The following is a 21175-nucleotide window of genomic DNA, read 5'->3' as shown; positions in this document are numbered from 1 at the left end:
AAGAGACAGACACCCCACACCCCACACCCCACCTCCTTATTTGGACTATTCTGGCGGAAGATCGATCGCAAAGACTTGAAATCTGTTCTAACAATAGTTACACTTCTTTAGAATAGATACACTTTTCAAGGGATAATGTAGGTTGGCTAACTCTTGCACTTAACCGTCGGGAGTGTTGGGCTTATATTTTGACCCTGAATATAAAAAGCGTCTAAGTGGACACTAAATTGTCAATAGGAGGAGCGTAGTCAATGGGACTACCTTGGTATCGAGTACACACAGTCGTTCTCAACGACCCGGGCCGTTTAATTTCCGTTCACCTGATGCACACCGCACTGGTAGCGGGTTGGGCTGGCTCCATGGCCCTCTATGAGCTTGCTATTTTCGACCCCAGTGACCCCGTATTAAACCCGATGTGGCGGCAAGGAATGTTCGTGCTGCCCTTCATGGCCCGTTTAGGTGTCACCGGTTCTTGGGGTGGCTGGAGCGTCACCGGCGAAACTGGTGTTGACCCCGGTTTCTGGTCTTTTGAAGGCGTTGCCGCCGCTCATATCGTCTTATCCGGTCTGCTATTCCTAGCGGCGGTTTGGCACTGGGTTTTCTGGGATTTAGAATTATTCATCGATCCCCGCACGGGCGAATCTGCCCTCGATTTGCCGAAAATGTTCGGTATTCACCTGTTCTTATCCGGTTTACTTTGCTTTGGTTTCGGTGCTTTCCATCAAACAGGCCTTTGGGGTCCCGGGATGTGGGTTTCCGATGCCTACGGTTTAACCGGTCATGTGCAGCCCGTAGCTCCCGAATGGGGACCTGCTGGTTTTAACCCCTTTAACCCCGGTGGTGTGGTAGCTCACCACATTGCTGCGGGTATCGTCGGGATTATCGCTGGTTTATTCCATTTAACCGTTCGTCCCCCCGAAAGACTCTATAAAGCCCTGAGAATGGGTAATATCGAAACGGTGCTTTCTAGCAGTATCGCCGCTGTTTTCTTTGCCGCTTTCGTCGTGGCTGGAACCATGTGGTACGGTAATGCTACTACCCCGATCGAACTCTTCGGCCCGACCCGTTACCAATGGGATAAGGGCTATTTCCAAGAAGAAATTGAGCGTCGCGTCGAGGCCAGCATCGCCAATGGGGCCACCATCGCCGAAGCTTACCAAGCAATCCCCGAAAAACTGGCTTTCTATGATTATGTCGGTAATAGCCCCGCTAAAGGTGGTTTATTCCGTACTGGTGCCATGGATAGCGGTGACGGTATCGCTAAATCTTGGTTAGGACACCCTGTGTTCAAAGATGGCGAAGGTCGCGTTCTCAGCGTGCGTCGGATGCCTAACTTCTTTGAAACCTTCCCCGTTGTCCTGACTGACTCGGAAGGTATCGTTCGCGCTGATATTCCTTTCCGTCGTGCGGAATCGAAACTGAGTATCGAACAAAGTGGTGTCACCGTTTCTTTCTACGGTGGCGCTCTCGATGGTCAGGTCTTCAGCGATCCTGCTGATGTGAAGAAATTTGCGCGTAGAGCGCAACTCGGTGAAGCTTTCGAGTTTGACACCGAAACCCTGAAGTCTGACGGGGTATTCCGCACTTCTCCGAGAGGTTGGTTTACTTTCGGTCATGCTGTCTTTGCTTTACTATTCTTCTTCGGTCACATCTGGCACGGTTCTCGTACCATCTACCGCGACGTATTCGCCGGGGTCGATCCGGATCTGGAAGAACAAGTGGAATTCGGTTTATTCCAAAAATTGGGTGATCTTAGCACTCGTAAACAAGAAGTTTAGTTTTAGCTAAATCATCTATATAACTAAAGGAGTCAATTCTTTGACTCCTTTTTTTGTTGATTATTAGTTCTCCTGCAAACGTGAGATTTCGATTTCAAGGGTCGTTCCTTGCTCTAGCTCTCGCAGAACGCTCCTCCCGCCAACTCTCTGCCCATCTCGAACTCCTTGCGTGGCCAATTTTTTAAGAGTTTTCTGCATCACTAAGTTTCATAATCTTAAGAAATTCTTTAAAAAAGATTGAAAAACCAAAAAACAGATTACCGTTATGGGGCTAATGTTAGTCAGATCGTCGGAGTTCAGGAATCTATGCTGGCAAAAAAATCTGGCTCTACCGAATCTGTCATGCAAAACTATTAACAACTCATGCTTGTAAAGCTTGTACAGCAAGGCTTTGAGTTTTTGTTAGATTGATATTTATCAACTTTAGAGCATTGCTGGACAGAGAGGGAGCTTGGGGAATTTTCTACAGTGTAAGTTCGGAAGAACCAAAAATCTTTTCTCAAATTAATTGTAATTGAATTAACTCTTTTGCCTTTAGTAACTGATTCAGTTTTAGCTAAAACTTCTAATATAGAGGCTAGTGTTCAGGGAGATCTTACGGGACAACAGGGAACAATAAATTGGTCACATGAAGGAACAAGATTTAAAACCAATCACAGTACCACTCCAATTTGTAGTTTGCAAGCAAAATCTGACCCACCTATTACTTTTACAATTGGTGGTTTTAGAGGTGGAAGTTCCGATTCTATAACAAACGGTCTCTGTAAGCAGTTTCAGAAGTCTTCTTGGGATGTTAAAGCATATTTAGTCCAGCGGAATGGAGTTATAACAACAGTCTTTTCGAGCAAAGATGCCAATCCTTTCCTAGACACGCCGGGGACAATAGAGGCAGAGGCAAAAGTTTTAGCTCCGCCGGGAAGTTCAAAGGCGACAACTACTTTTTCTACAACAGGAAAAGTCACTATCGGAAGTGAGGTAACTATGACTGCTAATACTGCTGATGATGATACTGTCGGCGGTTCACATATTGGAACAGGTTTTGGAAGAGCGCAGGGCAGGAGTGCTTTTTTGCTTGATGGTGTAGTTATACTAGAGTTAAATACTAACTTGTATGCTCAAAATGGGGCATTCGCTTCGGTTATAACAGATGAAGGATTAACACTTTTAGCCAATAGTAATCATTTCGCTCCTCAGATCGCTGAGTTTAGTGCAGAAGCGAAAAGTTTTTCTAATCCATCTCAAAATTTAATATGGTCGGCGGCATTTGATGGTGTAAACTTATCAACTACTGGGATAAATTCAAACTTATTCCAACCTATTTCAGGAGGATGGTTTTTACCATTTAGTGATATTCCCATAGGAATCTTAACATCTACGGTAACTCCAGGAGAATTAACTTTTGAGAATACTGGCATACAAGAAGAGTTAGTTACCGCTCCTGAACCTAGTTCTTTATTTGGATTGTTAACCTTAAGTGGGTTAGGATTAGTGGTCAACGTGGTCAAGTGCAAAACAGACAAAAAGCAACAGTAAAGGGATTGGGGGAGGTTCGGCTAATCTAAGAATAAGCGGTTTAAATTCGTCTTAGCTTATTCGGTTAACTTCCCTGACTGTTAAAACCGACTAAGGGCAAGAAATTGAGCTAAAAATGCCGAGATGAAAGTCAATCAGTCGATCAAACCGGCGTTTTTAGAGGCGGAAATAAGCCAAAAAGCCCCTAAACCGGAGGTAAGAACCACGATAATAATTAGGGCTTGCTGAATAATGGTAAAACCCTTTTAAAATAAGGCTTTTGACCTGTTAAAGTCCGATGTTCATGCTGCGAAAATAGGATTGGGACTTTCAAAAACCTTGCATTATCCTTCTTGTAGTACATAGCTTGGTACAAAAAACAAGGGCAACAAAGCCCGAAACGACCGGCTACTGACGACCGGCTACTGACTCCTACCCCCAGGAAAAACTTTTTCAGCAGACCCTAATTACCGATAGACCGAGAGGGGAACCGAGGAGCGACCTGTGCAACTCTGGGGTACTTGGGGGGAAATACGCGGCCTAGTGGTCATTAATTGACTAATTTAGGGCTTTTAATCGGTAAAAATGACCTACTGGACCGGTTCCGCTACCGATAGCGAGGGAATGCTCAAGGGCGTTAGTAACGTAATCCTTGGCTTTTTTCACCGCTATTTTTAGGTCATCCCCCAAAGCGAGGTTAGCAGCGATCGCTGCCGATAGGGTACAACCAGTCCCGTGGGTGTTATCGGTTTCGACACTTCTGGTCTTAAAAGTTTCCCATTCTTGTCCATCAAAGTAGATATCAACCCCACGCAGCCGCCCTTTCATGCCTCCCCCCTTCACTAATACCGGTGTAGCCGACTTCTGGAAAATAATTTCGGCGGCCGCTTTCATCGTCTCAAAATCATTGATCTCAATGCCACTTAAAAGCTGTGCTTCGTAACGATTAGGGGTAATAATCGAAGCCAGAGGAATTAAACTATCAAAAAGACTATCTACAGCCCGATCATCAATTAATTTGGCTCCTACCCGCGAAACCATAACCGGATCTACCACTAAACTGATTAAACGCCAGCGCTCGATCGCCTCGGCCACCGCTTCGATAATCTCGCTGCTGAACAGCATTCCCGTCTTGACCGCTGACACACCGAAATCCCTGACCACCGCATCGATTTGGGCCGTTACCATTTCTGGACTTAGGGACTCGACGCGCTCGACTCCCAGGGTATTTTGGGCGGTAACGCAGGTAAGGGCGCTGGTGCCGTGAACTCGGTGGAAGGCGAAGGTTTTCAAATCAGCTTGAATTCCCGCGCCGCCACCACTATCGGAACCGGCGATGGTGAGAGCAATGGCAGTCATAGGAGGTTAGCGGTCAAAAGGACGACGACGTTGCAGAAATTCGGGGATATCTAATCCCGCAGGTTTCGGTGGTTCGGGAGTGGGTGCCGGACTGGGTGCGGGGGTATTAATCACCACCTTGTTACTGGTGGGACGAGAGGGGGATTCCCCAGAAAAACCGGTGGCAATGACCGTAATTCTGACTTCTCCCTGCATTTTCTCGTCAATTACTGCCCCAAAGATAATATTAGCATTAGGATCCACCACTTCATAGATAATTTCGGCGGCGGCATTGACTTCGTGTAGGGTTAGATCTTGACCACCGGTGATGTTAAAGACCACACCTTTGGCCCCTTCGATCGAGGATTCCAGTAACGGTGAGGAAATAGCCGCGATCGCACCCTCCTTAGCCCGAGATTTTCCAGAACCGATGCCGATGCCCATTAGGGCCGAACCCGCATCGGCCATCACTGCCCGCACATCGGCGAAATCCACATTTACCAGACCGGGGATAGTGATAATATCCGAGATACCCTGTACCCCTTGCCGCAGCACATCATCAGCGACGCGAAAAGCCTCCTGTAGGGGAGTTTCGGCGGGTATTACCTGTAATAACTGGTTATTGGGGATAATAATCAGGGTATCGACCCGACTTTGTAAACCGCCCACCCCTTCATCGGCCTGATTAGTGCGACGACGACCCTCGAAGGTAAAGGGACGAGTTACAACTCCTACGGTCAAACAGCCGATTTCTTTGGCAATTTCGGCCACAATTGGAGCGGCCCCCGTTCCCGTGCCGCCGCCCATGCCGGCGGTAATAAAGACTAGATCGGTTCCTTCCAATGCTTGGGCGATTTCATCCCGGGATTCTTCCGCCGCTTTCTGTCCGATCGCCGGATTGCCCCCTGCCCCTAGGCCGCGGGTTAATTTTGTCCCGATTTGTAACCTTTGGGGAGCGGAGGAGTGGGCCAGGGCCTGGGCATCGGTGTTAATTGCCCAAAATTCGATTCCGGTCACGCCACTGGCGATCATGCGGTTAACGGCGTTACAGCCCCCACCGCCGACCCCGATCACCTTGATCTTGGCGACATTGCTCGGCACGATGCGATTACTACGACTTTCTTCTCGGGGTGTCATCTGTGATTCATGGGGACGAGTAAATAATACTCCAGCATTATTCTGAGAGTAATGATTATCTTCGCTCATAGCTGAACTGGCATAATCGTTACTGTTCAGATTGGGGTAGGTGGGAACGATTTCATTAATCGATGTCATTGGAATTGGAACACTTTTAGTACAAGATTCTGTTATTGATTTGATGAATCAGAGATGCACTGTTAACACTATCACTAATATTATGTCGGTTCCAGTATCTACAGTATCAGTTTCTTGTTCATAAAATCATAATTTGGTTTTTTTGCCAATACCTAAAGGGAATAATTGCAGTTATTTGCTGATCAATTCCAGTTAATCCCTACCGGTTGCCGTTACTTTGGCAACGATAGGGGCTGGCTGCGGTTTTAGTTGTACAGTGGGAGCATCGGGATTGCTCAGGTCAATGTAGAGAATTCGCGCTAGAGGTATCTTGGATGACAATGGCCGTGATTGTACAAGAGCAGTTAATTTTTCCGGCAATCTATCTTTATAAAAACCTAAATAGACCTGTCCTAGCTCGGTTTTTAGTACAAGATTACTAGGATTGCGCCAATCGATGGCGGTAACTTTAATGGATAAGTTATCAATTAAGGGATAAATTTTTTGCCACTGTTGTTGATATTGTCGGTCGTAACCAAGCACTTCTAGGCTAGGTAATTGGGTTTTGGGTAGAGTTCGACCATAATAGTTTTGAGGAATTATCGTTCCCAAGGCATCTAAAAAGCCTTGCTGTTGATGGGAACGCCAACGGGCAACAGGTTTTCTTTCTTGAATAGAAACAATCACTTTCGGGGGTAATAATTGCCGCTCGATCTTAACGTCGGCAATAGCGGGAATAGCCGCTAATTTTTCTCGTAATTGATGGGTGGGTAATTCCCAGAGAGACAGGGGATAGCTTAATTTCAGCCAAGCGCGAATCGACTCGGACGACATTAATTCCGTGCCTTCGATTTCCACCTGTCTGGCCTTGGTAATTGTCCAATAGGGCGAAGTCATCCCCCAAGCTAATCCCGCTGCTAAACCACTAACCACCAGAAAGCGACCTAGGGCTTGCCACACCTTTGATCGCCTTTGGTGGCGAAGGTTTTGTCGTTTTTGTTCCAGGGAGAGGGAAGAAAGGATTTGATCGCTCATAGGGGAAATCCGGGACAGTTTTGCTGTTATCTTAGGTCGCGAAGTGGGCTGCTGGCAACTCGATCGCTACCCAAATAACCAGTTTGACAAAGAAAGAGATAATAAATGTTATAACAGTAGTAATCTACAGGCGTTCTTTTGTCTGTCTCCAGTAAACCTAAACGCTCCTTTTTGCCAAGATATTTCGACGGTCAGCCAGAAAGAGCGTTCCGGCAAGAACAGCCTAATTTATCTGAAAATTACCTATGGTTATCAACAAACGCGGACTTGTTCTCGGTGCTACAGCAGTGGTCCTGTCTACCGTCGCCGTCACGGGGGCGGGATTCCGTCTCTCCCAAAGTCAAGCTTTTTTTCAGGAAAGTCCCAAGGAAACCGTTGATGAGGTTTGGCAGATCATCAACCGCACTTATTTAGACGGCACTTTTAATCAATCGGACTGGAACGCCATCCGCAATCAGTATTTAAATCGTTCCTACAAAAATCAAGAGGAAGCATACACCGCTATCCGCGAGATGTTGAAAACTCTCAATGATCCCTATACCCGTTTTATGGATCCCAAAGAGTTTAACAATATGAAGATCGATACATCGGGAGAATTGACTGGGGTAGGGATTCAACTGACCAAAGATGAGAAAACTAAGCAGTTAGTCGTGGTTTCACCCATTGAAGATACTCCCGCTTCTAAAGCCGGTGTGCTGCCCAAAGATGTGATTATCGCTATCGATGGTAAATCTACCGAAGGTATGGAACTGGAGCAAGCGGTGAGCATGATCCGCGGCAAAGTGGGGACAAGCGTTAAGATCACGATTCAACGGGGTGAGGAGAAGAAAGAATTGACTCTTACCCGGGCCAAAATTGAAATTCACCCAGTGCGGGCCCGCACGGAAAACACCCCGATCGGTAAAATTGGTTATATCCGTCTCAATCAATTTAGCGCCCAAGCTAGTGGCGATATGAGTCAAGCGATTCGCGAATTGGAATCTGAAGAGGTGAAAGGTTATATTCTCGATCTGCGTTCCAACCCCGGCGGTTTACTCTACGCCAGCATCGAAATCGCTCGGATGTGGATACCCGATGGTTTAATCGTCTCTACGGTCGATCGCAAAGGGGTGACGGAACGTCAACGGGCCAACAATCAAGCTTTGACTAATAAACCGCTAGTTGTCCTCGTCGATGGTGGTTCCGCTAGTGCCAGTGAAATTCTCTCTGGAGCTTTACAGGATCATGAGCGGGCGGTTATTGTCGGTACGAAAACCTTTGGTAAGGGATTAGTGCAATCGGTACGCAGTCTCAGTGACGGTTCCGGATTAGCGGTGACGATTGCCAAGTATCTCACCCCCGACGGACGGGACATCAATAAAGATGGTATTCATCCGGATGTGGAGTCGGAACTGAGCGAGGAAGATCGCAAAAATCTTCAACAGGAACGGGATCAGGTGGGAACCTTCCAGGATCCTCAATTCAAGAAGGGTTTTGAAATCTTGGAAAAAGAAATCACTGAAGGCAAGAAAACGCCCAGCAATACCGCTAAACAATAGGTTGACATTTGCCCGCTCGAATTAAACCCACCCGACGGGCGATTGCTTCTCCCCGCTCGGCAAAAGGACCCCAGTATTGACTATTAACTGGGGTTTTTCCGTTTTCTAGGGCTATAATCTGACAAATTCCCGTATTTTCCTGGACAATGTACCAGTTTTGTGCGCTATTATCCATAGATTTTTCTCCTTAATCCCTCTATTCCCTTTTTTATAGCGTCTCTCAATCCCGAAGTAAAAAATTTTTATCAACTTCTTGACAAAACCGGGGAGATAAATGCTAATATTAAAAAGGTCTGTCCAATGGGGATTAGCCAAGCGGTAAGGCAGCGGGTTTTGGTCCCGCCATTTCCTAGGTTCGAATCCTAGATCCCCAGTTTAAGATTTTTTATTCCCAGTCCGCCAATGATCGAGAATATCCTTGATCAAAGCTTCCTTTAGCCAAATACGACCGATAAGCGTCAGGGGAACCGCCAGAAATAGCCCTAAAAAGCCAAAAATCGAGGCGAAAAACAACTGGGCCAACAGGGTAAAAGCGGGTAAGAGCTTGAGCGATCGCACTGTTAAAATGGGCAGCGGTGGATGATGGTCGAAATATTGAATTGACAGATAAATACTGCTGTAGAGTAGCAAAACTGCCCAGGGTTGCCAGGGAGCTTCCAGAAGGGCGATAGAAAAGGGTAAAATCGTGCTTAAAACTGGCCCGAGGTTGGGGATAAAGGTGAGAAATCCTGCGAGAATAGATTGGGAAAAAGCGAGGGGAATGCCAATCAGGGATAGACCCAAGCAACTGCCCAAGGTCATAATCAACATATGACAGAAAATCCCTTTTAGCCAAGCTTTTAAATCTCGATCACACTGTTCTAGGATCGATCGTACTCTAGGACGGTAGAAAGCAGGAAATAAACGCAGAAAACAACGGTGGTAAGCGGCAGGATCAGCGAGAATCATCAAGCTCAGGGCAATAATTAGCAGTAAGCTGAGGATAATGCCGAAAGTACCGTAAAAAATGCTCAAACCCCGGCCAGCAATTTGGTTAATCAGGGGTTGTAATTGAGTCAGGAGCGTTTTAAAGTCTGGGAAGACAGTGGCCAGACTAGGATCGAGATAATCCTCAAGACTATGGACTTGTCCCCAGAGTCTTTCTATAGCTTGGGGCAGTAAACTAAATAATTGGCGAAATTGTTTGACTAAAGCGGGTATAATTCCCACAAAAATACCGATAATACCAATAAAGAAGCCAAAAAGGGTGATAATTAGGGCGTAGGAACGCTTGATGTGATGACGCTGCCACCAAGTCACAGCCAAATTTAAAATCTGAGCCAGAAGAATCGCCATCAATAATAATAAAAGAATCTGTCGAATCTGCCAGAGAATCAACAGACAAAAGACTAACAGGACTAAACCGAGGCTGCTGCCAAAAGTCATGATGAGTAAGGAGAAAAATTCCTAATCAGTTATTGTCCGTCTCCAGAGGGCAAAAACCGTGAGCAGAAAAGGAGTAAAAACCAGAATTAAAGTGTTAAGAGGACTGGGAGCGATCGATAATAAAGGGGCAAGATATTTAATTCCCAGGGAAATCAAAGCCGATATCAAGATTATTTTGATGATAAAGCCGCTCATAGATGAATGTTTAGGTGGCATAAGCACTATCTTATCCCTGAAGAGCTAAAAAATTGGTCAAAATCGGGAAATCATTCCCCATTGGTTTTATTAATACTAGGGCGAAGTGCCTAGATTTTCTGGGGGAGGTCGGTTCGGAGGGAACGGAAAGTATGAGACAATAGGGAAAAAAGGCTTTGTCAATTAACTAGAGATATTCATTGCCAGGATTAAAGACTTATACTAAATCCGGTTATTAAAAACTGATTATTTATTTCCCCTTTTTCCTCTTGACTCTTGCCTTTTGCCCGTCCTGATATGTAGCCTATACTCAACGGATTGAGTATTAATGGCAAGGATGAATCTTGACAGCAAATAAGATTTATCCTGTCCACCGCCCCCATCGTGCCGCCAACAGTCACCGTGATCACTTTAACTCTTTTACACCCCAGCCAGGCCACGCCCCTACAACATTGGCAATTTGACGATGATCAATCAACCATTCTCGTCGGCAGGGCGCTGGATAATCATGTAGTTCTCTATAGTGCTGTGGTTTCGAGGCGGCATTTAGAAATCCGCCACAATAATCAGGATGATTGGGAATTGGAAAATTTAGGGGCAAATGGAACGTTTGTCAATGGCAAACCGATCGAGAAAACCGCCGTCGTCGATGGGATGGTGGTTCGTTTAGCCGCCTCCGGCCCGCAAATTCAAATTCGTCTCATCAATGAGGACAAGCAACCCAAATTAATCATCAAATCCCTAGAGGCTCCTTTGGTGGGCAACCAAACTCAGCCAGAAAAGGATACTATGGCCAACTAGAAAATATTAAATTTTTATAAAGTTTTTTCAATTTACCCAGCAAAATGTAAAAATAGATACAGAATAAGAAATAAGATCTTTTCGTTTGTTGTCCCTAAATAGGTACGACAAGGGGGATTAAAGTCACTTTAAAGCATTGCAGGGAGTCAGTGATATTATGTTAGCCTATCGAGGAGTTAAGTACGAAAAGGATTCTCTCCCCTTGGAGATGAAGACCGGAGATATCGGGGGTAAATACCGAGGTCAAGACTGGAATCACCATTATCCTCGCCATATGCTCCAATTAGAGCCGAAACTGCATCGTCAGTATCGTGGAGTTGCCTACAGCACCCGTCCTCATCTTGCCGGACAAGTCATCCCCAACACCTGTCCGTTACCGGTTGTCAAACCCCCTATTGTCGTCCAAGAGGAAACCCTTTCTAGCGTCCATCTGAACAATATTCGTCTTCGTCTGGAACGTCGTTTACAAATCGCTCAAGAGAATGGTGACGAAACCCTTGTTAATCTCTTGAAAAAAGAATCCCAAGACTTAGCCTTAAACTGCTAATCTAGCAGTTTTTTTACCACTTTCCCCTCGGTTTTGCCGGGGGGAATATTTTTGGGCGCAAAAATCTTATCGATAGAAATTATCACCCTGGTTAGTATCTTACAGGCTTTCAATTATATTAGGTCGAGGTCTATTTTAGTTCTGGTTCGGATTGGGGCTTTGTATCATTTCCACAACATTTTTGATACCTTGGATAAAAGTTTGAAAACTACGGGATTTATTTTCAGTTAGGGAAAGATGGGGGGCAATCTGTTTAGAATGGGTTCCTGCATAATACTCTTTCACTAGCTTTTTTAATTCTTGTTTGGCCGAGTTAAGCAGGTCTGGTTCTCTGTATTTACTTTTATTTTGTTTTTGGCCGAGACTATTTAAATTATACGCCTTGGCCACTGCTGCTAAATCTCCCAGAAACCAAGATTCTAATTCATGGCAAATAATCCGAATTAAGACTTGATCATCACTGGCATTTTGACAAATTTCTCCTAGTTCTTTTTTGAGTTTTTGACAATCGTGGGAATCCTGATCATGGACAATAATAAATTTGGTATTGGGACTAGATTTCTTGAAAGCTTTGAGTTTTCTAGGAATAGATTTGGCTAGGTCTTGTTTACCTTGATGACTAATACATATATAGCTGATTTCTGGGGGAATAAGTTTAGGCAAAAGTTCGTCTAACACATTTTCTATAGATGACTCTTCTAGCAAAAATACGATATCATAGTTCATTAGGGTTCTACTCCTTCAAACCAACCTTGATTCCAAAGATAGCCGGGTAAATCGCCTTCCGCTACTAAGTTTTTGAGGATTTCGCTATCGGCAGCCCTATGGATTTTGGTGATACCTTGGCATTTAATTAGCCAGAAAATACTAGCTAGTGGAACCGCATTGATAAAATCGGGGGAGTGACTAGAAACAAATACCTGACCCCCCCGGTTGCTATAGTGGGCGAATTCTTCGGCTAGTTCTTTTAATAAAGTAGGATAAAGTTGGTTTTCTGGTTCTTCGACACAGAGTAGGGGATGAGGATTGGGATCGAATAGTAATATTAAATAAGCGAATATTTTCATAGTACCGTCAGAAACATAGCGATCAATAAAAGGATCTTTAAAGGCCTGATCTTGAAAACGTAAAATCAAGCGACCGTCTTCGGTTTCTTTGGCTTCCACAGAGGAAATACCCGGAACTCTTTGTTTCATTTTTTCGAGAATTTGCTGAAAAATTTCGGGATATTGTTGATAAATATATTGAGCAACTGTAGCTATATTGTCGCCAGTGGTGGATAAGTGTTCAGCATAAGATATTTCTTTACTTCCTCTAGCTTCGCTAATATGAAAGTCAGAAACGTGCCAATTTTCAATCAGAGAACGAAAGGCTGTAGCGGCTTTAAAACGTTGAAATTGTCCTAATCCTTTGATTGCTAGTATATCGTTAGATTCTAGCTGTTGTTCTTCTCGATCGAGTTCTTTATCCGGTTTACTAAAATCTTCTTCGTTGGTGATAGCATATCCTTGACCAAGTTGAAAATCTAAAAAATGAAAAGGTTTACCGTGTTCACCCCGTTTATAGCGAAGTATTTCGCGTTTGATAACGGGGCGATTATTGTTTTGTCCAATTATGATTTGATAAGTAACCAGACGTTCTGTATCTAAGATTTTCATGCGAAATTGCAGCTCGATTTCAATATCTTCCTGTTCTTGACCTCTAGTGATAATTTCTCTATAACCGCCGCGAATTTGTAAGGCTTGGCGAATGTTGTTTTTGAGGGCATCTCGCAGAAAACCAAAAATATCAAATAGAGTAGATTTTCCCGTGCCGTTAGCTCCAATAATCACACAAAAAGGGGGAATATCTCTTATGTGTATATTTTTAAACATACGATAGTTTTTTATTTTAATAGAAACAATTTTCATGATATAATCGAGTCGTTATAGTTTTTTGATTATACGATTGATCAGGTGAAGATTGATCAATTAGTCAAAAAAGCCAGAGACTATAGCGTTTCCTAAGCTAGTGAGGTACACCTATTTTTCTTCCCTTTTGGCTTTTGCCTCTTGCCCTTTGCCTAAAACCCATAACTTTTGTACCTCAGCAGACTGAAAACCGCTATAGGCTCTCTGGGAAATTGGAGGATAAATCAGCTAGAACCTAGAGAGGCAAGCTCAACCTTTTGAGGAAGGGACAAGAAACCAGACTAAACATAAGTTGCCCAAAATAGCGTAAATTGTCTATAAATTTGTTCAACGACTTAAATTAATACAAATGTTCGACTGTATTATCATCGGTGCGGGACCAGCAGGAGCGACGGCGGGTTATCATCTAGCTAAAAAGGGACGATCGATCCTGATCCTCGATAAAGCGAAATTACCCCGTTATAAACCCTGTGGTGGGGGGGTATCCCCGGCAATTAAGCAATGGTTTGATTTTGACTTTACCCCCGTGATCGAGAATACCGTCACGCAAGTACAGTTTACTTGGAAACAGGGGGATACCGTCACCACCAAGTTAAATATGCTAGAACCGATGTGGATGGTACAAAGGGATCGTTTCGATGATTTTTTAGGTCAACAGGCGATCGCAGTCGGGGCAACTATCCAAGATAACAGCGAAGTTACCCAGATCAAATTCGTTCAGGATCACTGGCAAGTTACCACATCCCAAGGAACATTTTCAGGCAAATATCTGATTGCTGCCGATGGTGTTAGGGGCAATACCAGTCGCTGGTTAGGATTACCGGCAAAAAACGAAGCGATCGGTGCTACTCTCGAAATTACTAACGCAGGGGCTACTATTCCCCCCCAAAAAGCTTTTTTTGATTTTGGTTCCCTAAAAAATGGCTATATCTGGGCTTTTCCCAAGTCTAATGGTTACACAATTAGCGGCGCTTGTTTTAAGGGCAGCATCAAATCCGAGGATCTAAAAAAACAACTGTTAAATTATGCCCGTCAAAAGGGCTGGAATTTAGAGGATTATCGCTATGGTGAGTATGCTTTAGCCCTTTGGAATGGAAATCAACCGCTACACGCCCAAAATGCCCTAATTACAGGGGAAGCGGCGGGGATTCTCGATCCGCTCATCGGTGAGGGTATCCGTCCGGCAATTTTGACCGGAGTTAAGGCAGCCGAGGCGATCGATCGAGCTTTAGCCGGAGATAATCAGGCTTTAGCGGGCTATAGTCGGATAATTCGGGAAGAATGGGGGGAAGATATGGCTTTAGCGGCCAAATTAGCCGGTTTATTCTATCAATTTACCCAAATCGCCTATAATGTCGCCGTTAAACGGCCGATCGCCGGTCAACTGATGGGACGTATTCTCGTGGGAGATTTAAAATACCGGGATGTTACGGAACAGGCGATGCAACAATTGAAAAAGCGTTTACTGCCCGGATTCGGTTGGTGATAACACCTCGCGCACCAGGGTGGGGGTGACTCGATCGCTAATGGTCACTTGGCCGATTGCCGTTGGTAAAATAAATCTAACCTTGCCATCTTTAACCTTTTTATCGGCAGTGAGAGCATTAACCATCTCATCGGCATTTAAAGGCGGAATACAGGTTTCTAAGGCGGCTTTTTCGATTAAATCGGTTTGACGTTGATTTTCCCCGGCGGTCCACATTCCCAGTTTAACAGCGATCGCTCCTGCCGCCACCATCCCCATCGCCACCGCTTCCCCGTGGTTAACGCTAGTATATCCCGTTAGACTTTCAATGCCGTGGGCGATCGTGTGACCATAGTTTAAGATCGCCCGCAAACCCGCTTCTTTTTCGTCTTTGCATACCACATCTGCTTTAGCTTGGCAAGACTTTGTAATAATTGTTTGCAATAGCTCGCCATCGATCTGAGAAAAACTGGCTAAATTGTCCGAGTCTTCTAACCGTTGAAATAACTCAGCATCCCAAATTACACCGTATTTAATCACTTCTGCCATTCCAGCCCGAAATTCTCGCACGGGTAGGGTTTTAAGCACGCTAGGATCGATCAGAACTAATTTCGGTTGATAAAACGCCCCGATCAGATTTTTGCCCTGGGGATGATTAACACCAGTTTTACCTCCAATGGAAGCATCTACCATGGCTAACAGGGTGGTGGGAACTTGGACAAAATTAATGCCCCGTAACCATGTGGCTGCCGCAAATCCCGTCATATCCCCGATCACACCACCACCGAGGGCAACCATAGTCGAGGAACGTTCCAACCGGTGAGCGAGGGCAGTATCATAAACTTGGGCGATCGAATCGAGGGTTTTATAATTTTCGCCGGCGGGGATCAGATGTGTAAAAACGACAAATCCCGCTTTTTCTAGAGAATTAACGGCTATATGTCCGTAATAGTCAAAAATTTCGGGATTAGAAACCAATAAAACCTTTTTACCTAAGCTTAACCGGCTCATTTCTGCACCGAGATTAGCTAAACTGCCCTTCTCGATCAGAATATTATAGGAGCGATCGGGTAAATTAACGGGAATACAAATAGCCATAGGGTGTGGTAATTATAAATTATCAATTATGAATTATGAAGTGGCGAGTGGGGGAGCTTTTTTTGGCTTTTCGGGACTTGGTATGGTTCGATATGGGAGCATAAATCGACTAAATCCTTATCTGGCAAGAGATTTAATTGATTAGTTCGCTCTAGATCAAAAACAATTGACAAAAATCGCCAAATGCCTTTCTATATAAGGGTTCCATCCCTTATAACCCCCGTCCATTGCATAACACAAACCGAAGAGCCGCTTTTTTTTAGTAAACAGTGAACAGTAAACAGTAATCAGTGAACTGAAAACTCACACCTGATAACTGATAACTGATAACTGAGTCGGTTATTGACGCAGCTTAGTCAACTCTAAGAGCAGACGACAGGATAAAAAACAGATAAAGCTCTCTCCCAGAAAGAGACTTAATTGCCAAGCGTCAGCGAGCAAGTCTGTGGATAATTGTAGGGGAACTAGGCCGCGGACTAGGGCAAAAGCTGCCACTGTACCATCTTTGAGATGGGGATTATCATCGTTGCGGACGACATAACGATAGGTGACACCAAAGAGAAATCCGCTAATTATCGCCCCGGATATCTTGACAAAAGCGCCAATTAATGTGATCGATTCCCCTAAAAATAGTCGATTAACAGTTAAAAATAGCAGATAGGGAACCAGGAAAGCCAGTGCCGAGATACTCCCCACCTGTATGGATTCGATTCTTTCCTTGAGCGTAATTTGCACGATCGCCTCTCTAAAACGGAGTCACTGATGGAGTATTATCGAAAATTTGGGTTGAAAACCTCGCCCTTTAGGGCGACTTTATGTTAGCATTAAATTGAGTCGTTGACTTTGGGAACGCAGGAAACAAGCGACACTTCGTAATCCCTAAATCTCTAACCATCACTGGTACAAAAGCTTTCATCCTAAGTCCACATGGTAAGAGCGAAAAACAATTAAATACTGTGGGACACACAGAAATTTACGCTTGGGGAGTAGTCTTTAAGAGTGCTTACCTTGTAGGTGTAGTCGGACTAGACATGAAACTGTAAGACCAAAATTAGCTTTGCTAGTAGCGGCAAGATTCAGCCCAAGAATCTCCGCACTTTTAGGGCGGAGAGTGTCAAAAGTTGAGTAGTTATCTTGCAAGTATTTCGTTTAACAAAGGCAATTATGGATATTTTGACACTTGGTTGGGTTAGCATTCTCGCCCTGTTCACTTGGTCGATCGCCATGGTGGTTTGGGGTCGTAACGGTTTCTAGGTAATCTATAGATACCATGGAAACATCTTTGATTCTCAACACTCTCTTTCTTGTCGCCTTAATTCTCCTCGTTATCGTCAGTGGTGGTATTCTCTACCTGACGACTACAGAATGGCGCGATCGCCGTCGTCAAGATGGCGATAAAAAATTAGGAAAATAATCCTGAACAGGTGTACTTAATTACGCCTGTTTTTCCTTTACTATGATTAAAATACTGCACTTATCGGATATTCACATGGGGAGCGGTTTTTCCCATGGACGTTTAAATCCAAAAACGGGATTAAATACGCGTTTAGAGGATTTTATGGGCAGTTTAAGCCTCTGTATCGATCGGGCTATTGCTACCCCTGTGGATCTAGTGCTTTTTGGGGGAGATGCCTTTCCCGATGCCACTCCTCCTCCTTTTGTTCACGAAGCTTTTGCCAGTCAATTCCGTCGTCTTGCCGATGCTAATATCCCGACGGTGTTATTAGTGGGTAATCACGATCAACATTCTCATGGTAATGGCGGTGTCAGTCTCTCCATCTATCGTACCCTAGCGGTGCCGGGGTTTATTGTTGGCGATCGCTTGACCACCCATCGCATCACCACCCGCAACGGCGATATCCAAGTAATTACTTTACCCTGGTTAACCCGCGCCACTCTCTTAACCCGTCCCGAAACCGAGGGTTTATCCTTGAGTGGGGTAAATGAATTATTAATTAACCGTTTGGAACCGGTTTTAGAAGGAGAAATTCGCCAATTAGATACAAATGTACCAACAGTTTTATTAGCCCATTTAATGGCGGATCGAGCTAGTTTAGGAGCAGAAAGATTTTTAGCGGTTGGTAAAGGTTTTACTGTGCCTTTATCGCTGCTAAATCGTCCACAATTCGAGTATGTTGCCCTAGGTCATGTTCACAAACACCAAAATCTTAATCCTAGCAATGATCCGCCTATTGTCTATCCGGGCAGCATCGATCGAGTGGATTTTAGCGAGGAAAAAGAAGATAAGGGCTATGTTTTAATAGAAGTGGCTAAAGGAGAGGTTAAATGGGAATTTTGTCCTTTACCCGTGCGTACTTTTCGTTCCATTGAAGTGGATGTTTCTGAGGCAGCAAACCCCCAAAAAGAATTGCTAAAAGCTCTCAAAAAACACGATATTCAGGAAGCAGTTATCCGCTTAGTTTATAAAATTCGCAGTGAGCAATTAGAACTAATTAACACCAATCAGCTTGATGAGGCGTTAAAACCTGCCCATAGTTATAGTATTCGGGCGGAGTTAATTAGTCAATTAACCCGTCCCCGTTTACCGGAATTAGGGGTGGGTAATCAATTAGATCCGATGGAAGCGTTAAAAGCTTATATCGATAATAAGGAAGATTTGCGCGATATTGTTGATGATATGTTAGAGGCAGCCCAGCTTTTATTAAATCAACAGCCAGAAATTTGGCTAGAGGAAGAAACCTCGATTTAACTATCAGTTATCAGTTATCTGTTTACTGATCACTGAAAAAAAGCTCCCCACTCCCCACTTCATAAATTATAAATTATAATTTATAATTCATAATTTATAATTCATAATTTCCCTATCCCTCTTTGAACTAACAATGAGTTTATGTCTTAATCCCGATTGTCTATATAACAATGATCCTACAGATAAATTCTGTCAAAAATGTCGCTTTCAATTATTACTCAAAGATCGTTATCGTGCCATAAAATTAATTGGTCAAGGAGGTTTCGGTAAAACTTTTCAAGCAATTGATGAGGATAAACCTTCTCAACCCTATTGTGTGATTAAACAATTTTTTCCTAGCTCTCAAGATGGTAACGCCCTCAAGAAAGCTGCGGAATTATTTAAAGAAGAAGCGATTAGTTTAGATAATCTCGGTCAACACCCACAAATTCCCTCCCTCTATGCCTATTTTACTGGCAATGATGGGCGACAATATCTTGTTCAAGAATATATTGAAGGACAAAATCTAGAACAAGAATTACAAAGCGAGGGAGTTTTCAATGAAGAAAAAATTAAACATCTTTTATTAGAAATTTTGCCAATTCTTGATTTTATCCATGCTAAAAGAGTCATTCATCGAGATATTAAACCAGCTAATATAATTAAGAGACGCAGCGATAATAAAATAATTTTAGTCGATTTCGGTGCCTCTAAATTTATCACCATTGCTAATCTTTCCCTGACAGGAACAGTGATCGGTTCGCCGGGATATATCGCCCCAGAACAAGGCAATGGCAAAGCAATTAATAGCAGTGATTTATATAGTTTGGGAGTCACTTGTATCTATTTATTAACGGGAGTATCTCCCTTTGAATTATTCGATGTGAGTGAACATGAATGGGTATGGAGACAGCACCTATTTAATAATCCTGTTAGTGTTGAATTAGGCAAAATTTTAGATAAATTAATTGAATTTGGCACCAAAAAACGTTATCAATCAGCTGGGGAAGTCCTGCAAGAGTTAGCGGTAAAATTAGCCGTAGTCATTCCGCCAAAACCCCGATCACAGGACACAATTCAAGAAACGGTTTTATCAGTTTTTCCAGTTGCCACCAGGGAGGAAATTAACCTCAAAAGTGCCAAGGCAATTGATTACACCAATCTGCGGGATTTATTAGAGCAAGAAAAATGGCAAGAGGCAGATCAAGAAACGGCTAATCTATTTTTAAAAGTTGCTGATCGAACTAAAGAAAAATATCTTAAGATAGAAGATATAGATAACTTTCCCTGTGAAGATTTGGCCACTATCAATCAACTCTGGTTACAATATAGTCAGGGAAAATTTGGTCTATCTGTTCAGAAAAGAATCTATGAAAGTTTGGGAGGAAGCGGCAATTATGATCAACAAAAATGGAACGCTTTTGGAACAAAAGTCGGTTGGCGAGTTAATAACAAGTGGTTATACTACGATCAAATTACTTTCTCTCTCAAAGCACCCTCCGGACATCTTCCCACCCTTGTCTGGGGTGTGGGTGGTGGCATAATTCTTTTTTCTCGTCTGGAAAACTGTACCATTGACGTAGTTTCTAGCAGGGGATAAATTGACTTAAAAACTTTTCTGGAGAATTAAACAGTTTCTCCCTTCGCCAGTGCGGATATATTGTAAAGTATCAGTAAGAGAACGCATGAAAAGTAATCCTCGATCGCTTTCCATTTCCAAAGGTGCGAGGGGATGTTGTTGTAGAGAATCAAGTTTTGCTTGCAGATCAAAAGGTTGACCGTGATCCCATATTCTTATTTCTAGAGAATGGGACGAAAAAGTTAATTCTAGATCGATCGGTGTGGTCGGTGGTAAATGTTGGTGAGCGTAACGGACAGTATTAGTAAATCCTTCTGCTAAAGCCACCTTACACTGCCAAAGCACCGAGTCAGGTAAAAAAGAGCGGCCGTGGGATTCAAACCATTGTAGGACTGGGATTAAAGCTGCCAATTCCGTCCGGACTTGTAGATGGAATTGGAGGGGGAAAGAAGGGGAATTTAAGACTTCAGAAGGCACCACTGTTTTTTTGAAAGAGAATCAAAATTGTTTTAAAAATCAGTTGTAGATCGTAGCTTAAACTCCAATTTTCCTGATAGCGCAAATCTAGTTGAATTACCTCTTCAAAATTACGCACCTGAGAGCGACCATTCACCTGCCATTCTCCCGTCATACCGGGTTTTACATCTAAACGTTGCCATTGGGGAACATCGTAGCGTTCCACCTCATCGGGTGTGGGGGGACGAGTGCCGACAAGACTCATTTCACCGGTGATCACATTCCAAAACTGGGGCAATTCGTCTAAACTGGTGCGACGTAAAAATTTTCCTACCCGGGTGATCCGGGGATCATTTTTATTCTTAAAAAAAGCTCCCTCCGCTTGATTAGGGATTTTATCCTTGAGTGTTTCTGCATCCACACACATGAGACCTCCTGCAAAAGTCTTATTCAGCTACTTGATGATAGCCTAAAGCAAGTTCATAGTTGTAAATGCCAGCGATTAAATTAAATCTCAGACCAAAACGCCGTCTCCGATTCCTATATCTTGATGAT

The 21175-nt window shown here is 43.8% G+C and carries 21 protein-coding genes, 1 tRNA gene and 2 pseudogenes; 11 read left to right on the top strand and 13 right to left on the bottom strand.

Going from position 1 to position 21175, the window contains the following annotated elements:
- Positions 1-251: 251 nt before the first annotated feature.
- Together psbB and IQ234_RS12540 are read left to right on the top strand one after the other, a co-directional pair.
- The gene (psbB, locus tag IQ234_RS12545; RefSeq protein ID WP_045362401.1) at positions 252-1778 is read left to right on the top strand and encodes a photosystem II chlorophyll-binding protein CP47; all 1527 of its coding nucleotides are present in this window, start codon (positions 252-254) and stop codon (positions 1776-1778) included.
- A 528-nt stretch (positions 1779-2306) separates the two neighbouring features.
- On the top strand, positions 2307-3311 hold the full coding sequence (locus IQ234_RS12540) for a PEP-CTERM sorting domain-containing protein (RefSeq protein ID WP_193957335.1): 1005 nt from the start codon (positions 2307-2309) through the stop codon (positions 3309-3311).
- A gap of 537 nt (positions 3312-3848) precedes the next feature.
- On the opposite strand, the gene thiD is transcribed toward IQ234_RS12540, so the two are convergent.
- From thiD to IQ234_RS12525, 3 genes are all read right to left on the bottom strand, one after another.
- Positions 3849-4649: a bifunctional hydroxymethylpyrimidine kinase/phosphomethylpyrimidine kinase gene (gene thiD, locus IQ234_RS12535; protein WP_193957334.1), complete on the bottom strand. Its 801-nt coding sequence runs from the start codon at positions 4647-4649 to the stop codon at positions 3849-3851.
- A gap of 6 nt (positions 4650-4655) precedes the next feature.
- Positions 4656-5903 (bottom strand): cell division protein FtsZ, encoded by a 1248-nt coding sequence (gene ftsZ / locus IQ234_RS12530; RefSeq protein ID WP_002742535.1) that lies wholly within the window; start codon positions 5901-5903, stop codon positions 4656-4658.
- A gap of 192 nt (positions 5904-6095) precedes the next feature.
- Positions 6096-6917: a cell division protein FtsQ/DivIB gene (locus IQ234_RS12525; protein ID WP_193957333.1), complete on the bottom strand. Its 822-nt coding sequence runs from the start codon at positions 6915-6917 to the stop codon at positions 6096-6098.
- 245 nt (positions 6918-7162) lie between these two features.
- Between IQ234_RS12525 and ctpC the strand changes: the two genes are divergently transcribed.
- Positions 7163-8455 (top strand): carboxyl-terminal processing protease CtpC, encoded by a 1293-nt coding sequence (gene ctpC, locus IQ234_RS12520; RefSeq protein ID WP_193957332.1) that lies wholly within the window; start codon positions 7163-7165, stop codon positions 8453-8455.
- On the opposite strand, the gene IQ234_RS12515 is transcribed toward ctpC, so the two are convergent.
- On the bottom strand, positions 8445-8630 hold the full coding sequence (locus tag IQ234_RS12515; protein ID WP_193957331.1) for a hypothetical protein: 186 nt from the start codon (positions 8628-8630) through the stop codon (positions 8445-8447). The two genes, ctpC and IQ234_RS12515, sit on opposite strands and share 11 nt — an antisense overlap.
- A gap of 126 nt (positions 8631-8756) precedes the next feature.
- Between IQ234_RS12515 and IQ234_RS12510 the strand changes: the two genes are divergently transcribed.
- A tRNA-Gln gene (locus IQ234_RS12510) sits at positions 8757-8829 on the top strand.
- Between the two features lies 1 nt (position 8830).
- On the opposite strand, the gene IQ234_RS12505 is transcribed toward IQ234_RS12510, so the two are convergent.
- Positions 8831-9880: an AI-2E family transporter gene (locus IQ234_RS12505; protein WP_193957330.1), complete on the bottom strand. Its 1050-nt coding sequence runs from the start codon at positions 9878-9880 to the stop codon at positions 8831-8833.
- Between the two features lie 21 nt (positions 9881-9901).
- Positions 9902-10075 carry a hypothetical protein gene (locus IQ234_RS12500; RefSeq protein ID WP_167341553.1) on the bottom strand — a complete coding sequence of 58 codons (174 nt, stop codon included), beginning with the start codon at positions 10073-10075 and terminating at the stop codon, positions 9902-9904.
- 402 nt (positions 10076-10477) lie between these two features.
- On the opposite strand from IQ234_RS12500, the gene IQ234_RS12495 reads away from it, so the two are divergent.
- Positions 10478-10876 carry an FHA domain-containing protein gene (locus tag IQ234_RS12495; RefSeq protein WP_193957337.1) on the top strand — a complete coding sequence of 133 codons (399 nt, stop codon included), beginning with the start codon at positions 10478-10480 and terminating at the stop codon, positions 10874-10876.
- Positions 10877-11030: 154 nt separating this feature from the next.
- Positions 11031-11423, top strand: coding sequence for a DUF4278 domain-containing protein (locus IQ234_RS12490; protein ID WP_193957336.1), 393 nt, complete (start codon positions 11031-11033; stop codon positions 11421-11423).
- A gap of 135 nt (positions 11424-11558) precedes the next feature.
- Here the strand turns inward: IQ234_RS12490 and IQ234_RS12485 are convergent, their stop codons facing one another.
- Positions 11559-12149: a DUF4276 family protein gene (locus IQ234_RS12485; RefSeq protein WP_193957328.1), complete on the bottom strand. Its 591-nt coding sequence runs from the start codon at positions 12147-12149 to the stop codon at positions 11559-11561.
- Positions 12149-13333: an AAA family ATPase gene (locus IQ234_RS12480; protein WP_193957327.1), complete on the bottom strand. Its 1185-nt coding sequence runs from the start codon at positions 13331-13333 to the stop codon at positions 12149-12151. Before IQ234_RS12480 ends, IQ234_RS12485 begins: the two co-directional genes overlap by 1 nt.
- Before the next feature lie 349 nt (positions 13334-13682).
- Here IQ234_RS12480 and IQ234_RS12475 point away from each other — a divergent pair, with 349 nt between their 5' ends.
- A complete protein-coding gene (locus IQ234_RS12475; RefSeq protein WP_193957326.1) occupies positions 13683-14819 on the top strand; it encodes a geranylgeranyl reductase family protein in 1137 nt (378 codons plus the stop codon).
- On the opposite strand, the gene aroB is transcribed toward IQ234_RS12475, so the two are convergent.
- Together aroB and IQ234_RS12465 are read right to left on the bottom strand one after the other, a co-directional pair.
- Entirely contained in the window at positions 14796-15896 is a 1101-nt protein-coding gene (gene aroB / locus IQ234_RS12470; protein ID WP_193957325.1) for a 3-dehydroquinate synthase, read from the bottom strand. The two genes, IQ234_RS12475 and aroB, sit on opposite strands and share 24 nt — an antisense overlap.
- Positions 15897-16235: 339 nt before the next feature.
- Positions 16236-16631: a hypothetical protein gene (locus IQ234_RS12465; protein WP_193957324.1), complete on the bottom strand. Its 396-nt coding sequence runs from the start codon at positions 16629-16631 to the stop codon at positions 16236-16238.
- Positions 16632-17060: 429 nt separating this feature from the next.
- Here IQ234_RS12465 and petN point away from each other — a divergent pair, with 429 nt between their 5' ends.
- From petN to IQ234_RS12445, 4 genes are all read left to right on the top strand, one after another.
- Positions 17061-17150 (top strand): cytochrome b6-f complex subunit PetN, encoded by a 90-nt coding sequence (gene petN, locus IQ234_RS12460; RefSeq protein ID WP_012265708.1) that lies wholly within the window; start codon positions 17061-17063, stop codon positions 17148-17150.
- Positions 17151-17166: 16 nt separating this feature from the next.
- Complete coding sequence (locus IQ234_RS12455; protein ID WP_002736416.1) at positions 17167-17310, top strand: hypothetical protein; 144 nt, start codon at positions 17167-17169, stop codon at positions 17308-17310.
- A gap of 42 nt (positions 17311-17352) precedes the next feature.
- Positions 17353-18606: an exonuclease subunit SbcD gene (gene sbcD, locus IQ234_RS12450; protein ID WP_193957323.1), complete on the top strand. Its 1254-nt coding sequence runs from the start codon at positions 17353-17355 to the stop codon at positions 18604-18606.
- 133 nt (positions 18607-18739) lie between these two features.
- Entirely contained in the window at positions 18740-20185 is a 1446-nt protein-coding gene (locus IQ234_RS12445; protein WP_193957322.1) for a serine/threonine-protein kinase, read from the top strand.
- 6 nt (positions 20186-20191) lie between these two features.
- Here the strand turns inward: IQ234_RS12445 and IQ234_RS12440 are convergent, their stop codons facing one another.
- From IQ234_RS12440 to IQ234_RS12430, 3 genes and pseudogenes are all read right to left on the bottom strand, one after another.
- A complete protein-coding gene (locus IQ234_RS12440) occupies positions 20192-20644 on the bottom strand; it encodes an ATP-binding protein (protein WP_193957321.1) in 453 nt (150 codons plus the stop codon).
- A pseudogene (locus IQ234_RS12435) lies at positions 20631-21047 on the bottom strand (sugar transferase); the annotation flags it as partial. The gene IQ234_RS12440 and the pseudogene IQ234_RS12435, both read right to left, overlap by 14 nt.
- 19 nt (positions 21048-21066) lie before the next feature.
- Positions 21067-21175 (bottom strand): annotated as a pseudogene (locus IQ234_RS12430) (IS5/IS1182 family transposase); the annotation flags it as partial.

It is taken from the genome of Microcystis aeruginosa LEGE 91341, assembly GCF_015206885.1.
In the GTDB taxonomy this organism is placed as follows: Bacteria; Cyanobacteriota; Cyanobacteriia; order Cyanobacteriales; family Microcystaceae; genus Microcystis; species Microcystis aeruginosa_H.
Note: the sequence above shows the minus strand (reverse complement) of the source record. Positions and strands in the feature narration are given on the sequence as shown.

What these genes read in the sequence shown, in the direction of transcription:
- thiD (WP_193957334.1), bottom strand. Translation starts at nt 4,649, where the DNA reads ATGACTGCCATTGCTCTCACCATCGCCGGTTCCGATAGTGGTGGCGGC.
- ftsZ (WP_002742535.1), bottom strand. Translation starts at nt 5,903, where the DNA reads ATGACATCGATTAATGAAATCGTTCCCACCTACCCCAATCTGAACAGT.
- petN (WP_012265708.1), top strand. Translation starts at nt 17,061, where the DNA reads ATGGATATTTTGACACTTGGTTGGGTTAGCATTCTCGCCCTGTTCACT.
- sbcD (WP_193957323.1), top strand. Translation starts at nt 17,353, where the DNA reads ATGATTAAAATACTGCACTTATCGGATATTCACATGGGGAGCGGTTTT.
- aroB (WP_193957325.1), bottom strand. Translation starts at nt 15,896, where the DNA reads ATGGCTATTTGTATTCCCGTTAATTTACCCGATCGCTCCTATAATATT.
- IQ234_RS12515 (WP_193957331.1), bottom strand. Translation starts at nt 8,630, where the DNA reads ATGGATAATAGCGCACAAAACTGGTACATTGTCCAGGAAAATACGGGA.
- psbB (WP_045362401.1), top strand. Translation starts at nt 252, where the DNA reads ATGGGACTACCTTGGTATCGAGTACACACAGTCGTTCTCAACGACCCG.
- IQ234_RS12445 (WP_193957322.1), top strand. Translation starts at nt 18,740, where the DNA reads ATGAGTTTATGTCTTAATCCCGATTGTCTATATAACAATGATCCTACA.
- IQ234_RS12525 (WP_193957333.1), bottom strand. Translation starts at nt 6,917, where the DNA reads ATGAGCGATCAAATCCTTTCTTCCCTCTCCCTGGAACAAAAACGACAA.
- IQ234_RS12455 (WP_002736416.1), top strand. Translation starts at nt 17,167, where the DNA reads ATGGAAACATCTTTGATTCTCAACACTCTCTTTCTTGTCGCCTTAATT.
- ctpC (WP_193957332.1), top strand. Translation starts at nt 7,163, where the DNA reads ATGGTTATCAACAAACGCGGACTTGTTCTCGGTGCTACAGCAGTGGTC.
- IQ234_RS12505 (WP_193957330.1), bottom strand. Translation starts at nt 9,880, where the DNA reads ATGACTTTTGGCAGCAGCCTCGGTTTAGTCCTGTTAGTCTTTTGTCTG.
- IQ234_RS12485 (WP_193957328.1), bottom strand. Translation starts at nt 12,149, where the DNA reads ATGAACTATGATATCGTATTTTTGCTAGAAGAGTCATCTATAGAAAAT.
- IQ234_RS12475 (WP_193957326.1), top strand. Translation starts at nt 13,683, where the DNA reads ATGTTCGACTGTATTATCATCGGTGCGGGACCAGCAGGAGCGACGGCG.
- IQ234_RS12480 (WP_193957327.1), bottom strand. Translation starts at nt 13,333, where the DNA reads ATGAAAATTGTTTCTATTAAAATAAAAAACTATCGTATGTTTAAAAAT.
- IQ234_RS12500 (WP_167341553.1), bottom strand. Translation starts at nt 10,075, where the DNA reads ATGAGCGGCTTTATCATCAAAATAATCTTGATATCGGCTTTGATTTCC.